General features: G+C 58.0%; 6 protein-coding genes and 1 pseudogene. All 7 read right to left on the bottom strand.

Annotated elements, in window-relative coordinates; all coding sequences use genetic code 11:
* Positions 1 to 442, bottom strand: a pseudogene (locus tag RTK32_RS18625) (solute carrier family 23 protein); the annotation flags it as partial.
* A gap of 21 nt (positions 443 to 463) precedes the next feature.
* Positions 464 to 997, bottom strand: a complete 534-nt coding sequence (rutF, locus tag RTK32_RS18620; RefSeq protein ID WP_312046592.1) for an NADH-dependent FMN reductase RutF — start codon at positions 995 to 997, stop codon at positions 464 to 466.
* 10 nt (positions 998 to 1007) lie between these two features.
* Positions 1008 to 1598 (bottom strand): malonic semialdehyde reductase, encoded by a 591-nt coding sequence (locus RTK32_RS18615; RefSeq protein WP_312046591.1) that lies wholly within the window; start codon positions 1596 to 1598, stop codon positions 1008 to 1010.
* Positions 1583 to 2401 carry a pyrimidine utilization protein D gene (gene rutD / locus RTK32_RS18610; RefSeq protein ID WP_312046589.1) on the bottom strand — a complete coding sequence of 273 codons (819 nt, stop codon included), beginning with the start codon at positions 2399 to 2401 and terminating at the stop codon, positions 1583 to 1585. Before rutD ends, RTK32_RS18615 begins: the two co-directional genes overlap by 16 nt.
* Before the next feature lie 10 nt (positions 2402 to 2411).
* Positions 2412 to 2798 (bottom strand): pyrimidine utilization protein C, encoded by a 387-nt coding sequence (gene rutC, locus RTK32_RS18605; RefSeq protein WP_312046587.1) that lies wholly within the window; start codon positions 2796 to 2798, stop codon positions 2412 to 2414.
* 14 nt (positions 2799 to 2812) lie between these two features.
* On the bottom strand, positions 2813 to 3556 hold the full coding sequence (rutB, locus tag RTK32_RS18600; protein ID WP_312046585.1) for a pyrimidine utilization protein B: 744 nt from the start codon (positions 3554 to 3556) through the stop codon (positions 2813 to 2815).
* Positions 3556 to 4536: pyrimidine utilization protein A (gene rutA, locus RTK32_RS18595; RefSeq protein WP_312046584.1), on the bottom strand; the 981-nt coding region annotated here is incomplete at its 5' end. The genes rutA and rutB, both read right to left, overlap by 1 nt.

Raw genomic sequence — 4536 nt, 5'->3', positions numbered from 1 at the left:
GCGCCCGTAACCACCGGCGGCATCAGTTTTTCGATCCAGCGCGTGCCCACTTTCATGACGACCAAACCAATCAGCGTATACAACAGTCCGCAGGCGATAATACCGCCCAGCGCCACGCCAAGATGCAGATTGAGCCCCTGGCCAGTAAAGCCCGTGACCGCAATCACTACGCCGACGAAAGCCGCGCTGGAACCCAGGTAGCTGGGCACACGGCCGCCAGTGATCAAAAAGAACAGCAGGGTACCGATGCCAGACATCATCACGGAAAGATTGGGATCAAGCCCCATCAGTAACGGCATCAGCACGGTGGCGCCGAACATCGCCACGGCGTGCTGTAGCCCCTAATAATCGTCTGGCCCGGCGGCAGCGTCTCATCAGGGGCTACAAGGCCCGTGGCGGACACCGACTGCCTACGCCATTGGGGAAACCAGGGATCGGCCATCGTCTTCTCCAGAGAAGTGAATCAGTTGCCGCCAGAGCGGAGAGCGGACAGGTGATGGTAGCCACGATCGAACCAGATCAGACCGTGAGTCTGGTCATTGCAGACCAGCGCATGGATTTCGCAAAACAAGACGTCATGGGTGCCGACGCGGGTAATTTGCGTCACGTGACAGTCAAAAGACGCTACCGCACCGGCAAGAACCGGTGAACCGGTGGTCAACGTTGACCAGTCGGCGGCCTGAAAACGTGTCTCCATCGGCGTCTTACCGCCAAACAGGCCGGAAAGTTCTTCGTGCCCGGCAGCCAGCGTGTTGACGCAGAGCTGCCGGTTAGCATTGAAAACCTCATACACGGAAGCGGAGCGATTCAGGCAAACCAGCAGCGTGGGCGGCGAATCGGTCACGCTGCAAACGGCAGAAGCGGTAAAACCCGCGCGTCCGGCAGGGCCATCGGTGGTAATGATGTTTACCGCCGCGCCCAGACGCGACATCGCCTGGCGGAAAGAAAGTTTTTCCGTGTCCGGCTTATTCTCAGGCATTAGCGTATTTACAGACATAATGTTCTCCTTATACAAGCGTGCAGGCATCGGCAAAATTTAGTCTTGGCAGCCGCGCATAAACTTTGCTCGCATCGCCATAGCCGATATTAACTAACAAATTGCTTTTCCAGCCGCTGTCGGCGAAGAAGGCGCTATCCACTCCTGCACGATCGAATCCGGACATCGGGCCGGTATCCAGACCGAGCGCGCGGCAGGCGCTAATCAAATAAGCCGCCTGAAGGGAACTGTTACGAAAAGCCGTCTCTTCCGCCAGCGCCGCGCTGCTGGTAAACCACGATCTGGCATCGGCGTGAGGAAAAAGCGTGGGAAGCTGCTCGTAAAAAGCCGGATCCCAGGCGACGATGGCCGTTACCGGCGCGGTGAGAGTCTTTTCCAGATTGCCGCTGGAAAGCGCTGGTTTCAGCTTTGCTTTACCCTCCGCGCTGCGTACAAAACAGAAGCGGGCCGGACTACAGTTGGCCGAGGTGGGCCCCATCTTAATCAAGTCGTACAGCTCCGCGAGCTGCTGGTCGCTGACGGGACGATCCTGCCAGCCATTGTGCGTGCGTGCGGCGGTGAACAACGTCGCCAGCGCGGTCGAATTCAGGGCTTCTGCCATAGCGGCTCCGGAGAAAAGTGGGCGGGCGCGGTTTCGTCCAGCCAGGTCAGTAACAGGGCATTAAAGGCGGTGCTTTCCGTCACGCTGACGGCATGACCGCCGCGAGGCAGGGTTTCCAGCGTGGCGTTGGGTAACGCTTCGTAAAGCTTGCGTGAGCAGCCCGACGGCACCAGCAGATCGTCTTGCGAACAGATCAGCAGCACCGGCTGAGTAATAAGACTGGCCTGTTGAGTAAAGTCGCCGTTCATCAACGCGTGCAGGCGGCGAAGCAGGTTCTCCGTGCCCTGAAAATGCGCATTATGCAGCGCATCTTCCGCTTCAATACGCGCTTCGTTTTCCGCCAGCCAGTCGGCAGGATAAAGAAACAGCGGCTGCGCGCGGACGTAAGCCTCCACGCCAACATTGAGCAACAGATCCTGACGAACCTGGAAGCAGCGGCGGGTATGGGCGTCAAGCCTCAGCCAGCCGTTAACGATCGCCAGTCGCGTTACGCGCCCGGGATAGTCGAGGGCCAGCTGCATAGCCACCATGCCGCCAAGCGCATGGCCGATAAGAGTGAATCGGGTAATATTTTGTGCCACCAGCGCCGTCGCCAGCTCTTTGGCCATATCATGCAAACTATAACCAGCGGGCAGCGTATCCGGGCTGCGTCCGGTGCCACGCTGATCGTAGATCACTACGCGATAAGCCTTACGCAGTTCCGTGAGCTGTGGCTGCCAGAAGCTGCCCAGGCCACCCAGGCCGGCAGAAAGCACCAGCGCAGGGGCGGAAGGCGACGACAGGCCGGAAATTTCAAGATGCATAACGCCTCCGTTAGCTGCCGATATGCGCGATTGAAGCGATTTCCACCAGCGCATCCGGTTTGACCAGACCACACTGAATACAAAAGCGCGCGGGTTTTTCGCCGGGGAAATAGTCGGCGTAAACCCGATTGATCTCGCTATAGTTGCTCCAGTCAGTCAGGAAGATGGAGTTAAATGTCACATCATCCATGGTGCCGCCAGCGGTCTCGATAACGCTTTTGATGGTCTCCAGCACGTGCCGCGTTTGCGCGGCCGCGTCGCCAACGTGCACCACATTGTTCTGCTGGTCAAAAGGCAGCGTGCCAGAGACATAGACCACGCCGTCGGCCAACGTACCGGGGACAAAAGGCGCAATGGGGACGCCGCTGCCAGGGGGAGTAATAATCGTTTTTGGCATCGCTTTCTCCTGATTCAGGCCGTTTGGGCAGGCGAAACGCTGGCGGTTTGCAGCGCGGCGCAGAATGTTTCTACATTGCTGACCCAGCCAAAAAACGTTTCGATATTAAAAATGGCGGCCTGCTGGGCAAAAAGCGGCCCGGCCTGGTAAGTGGCGTCTTCCAGCACCACGCCGAAATACTCCAGGAAAAAGCCATCACGCAGCGTTGACTCCACACAGACGTTAGTAGCGATACCGGTGAAAATCAGATGACGAATGCCCCGGCTGCGTAGCATGCTGTCCAGCGGCGTATTAAAGAAGCCGCTGTAGCGCGGTTTGGGCAGAACGATATCGCCAGGCTGCGGCCGTAACTGATCGACCAACTCATAATCCCAGCTGCCTTTTGCCAGCAGCTTGCCTGCCAGCTCGGGGCGATGACGCATAGTTTTTAAGGCGTTGGATTTATGCCAGTTTGGCGAGCCCGGGCCGCCCGCTTCCACGTACTGGTCGTCCCAGCCGTTCTGAAACCAGATAATCTGGATCCCGGCGTCCCGCGCTGCTTTAACGGCGACACTGATTTTCTCAATCACCGGCGTGGTGGCAGAGACGTCAAAACCGGCCAAATCCAGGTAACCGCCGGAGGTAGCATAGGCATTTTGCATATCCACTACGATCAGCGCCGTCTGCTCCGGCGGGAAAGCAATGGCCTCTGGCCGGGCGGGCAGATTCACGCTGTTTTTAGTGGCGGCAGTGGTACAGATCACGGTTTTTTTATTCATCAGGCCACCTCCTGGGTGGACAAAGCAATATGGCTGCGGCAGGCCATCAGTGGCTGGATACGTTCGCCGAAGTTTTCGATGCCTTCCAGGAAATCATCAAAGGTCAGCAACACGCCCTGGGTGCCGGGTACGGTCGCCACTTCATCCAACATGCGCGCCACGTTGGCATACGAGCCGACCAGCGTGCCCATATTGATATTGACCGCGGAAGTGGGATCGGCCATCTGCCGAACATTGGTATCGCTGCCGGAACGCTTATCCTGCTGGCTTTGTGTGGTAAGCCAGGCCAGCGCTTCTTCATCGGCTCCGGCTTTATAGCGCTCCCATTTTTCGCGGGCGGCCTCGTCGGTTTCATCGGCAATGACCATAAACAGCACGTAGGAGCCGACGTCGCGGCCCGCTTCGTCAGCGGCGATTTTCATCCGGGCGGCAGTAGGGGCAAAGGCGGTCGGCGTGTTAACGCCCTTGCCGAAGCAGAAGTTGTAATCGGCATACTGGGCGGAGAAAGCCATGCCGGCATCGCTCTGACCGGCGCAAATGACCTTCATCGGGCTTTGCGGCTGCGGGCTGACGCGGCAGTCATTCATGGTGAAAAATTCACCTTTCAGGTCGGATTTGCCGGTGCCCCAGAGATCGCGCAGCACCGTGACATATTCAGTCAGGTAATCATAACGGCGCGAAAAATAGTCGTCACCGGGCCAGATGCCCATCTGCTCGTACTCGGGTTTCTGCCAGCCGGTAACCAGATTGACGCCGAAACGGCCGCCTGAAATGGAATCCACGGTAGCGGCCATTCTTGCCACTATGGCGGGCGGCAGCGTCAGCGTGGCCGCAGTAGCATAAATTTCAATGCGGGAAGTCACCGCGGCCAGGCCTGCCATCAGGGTAAAAGATTCCAGGTTATGGTCCCAGAACTCCGTTTTGCCGCCAAAACCGCGCAGCTTGATCATTGATAGCGCGAAATCAAACTGATAATGCTC

The sequence above is a fragment of the Erwinia sp. genome (assembly GCF_031978025.1).
In the GTDB taxonomy this organism is placed as follows: Bacteria; Pseudomonadota; Gammaproteobacteria; order Enterobacterales; family Enterobacteriaceae; genus Erwinia.
Note: the sequence above shows the minus strand (reverse complement) of the source record. Positions and strands in the feature narration are given on the sequence as shown.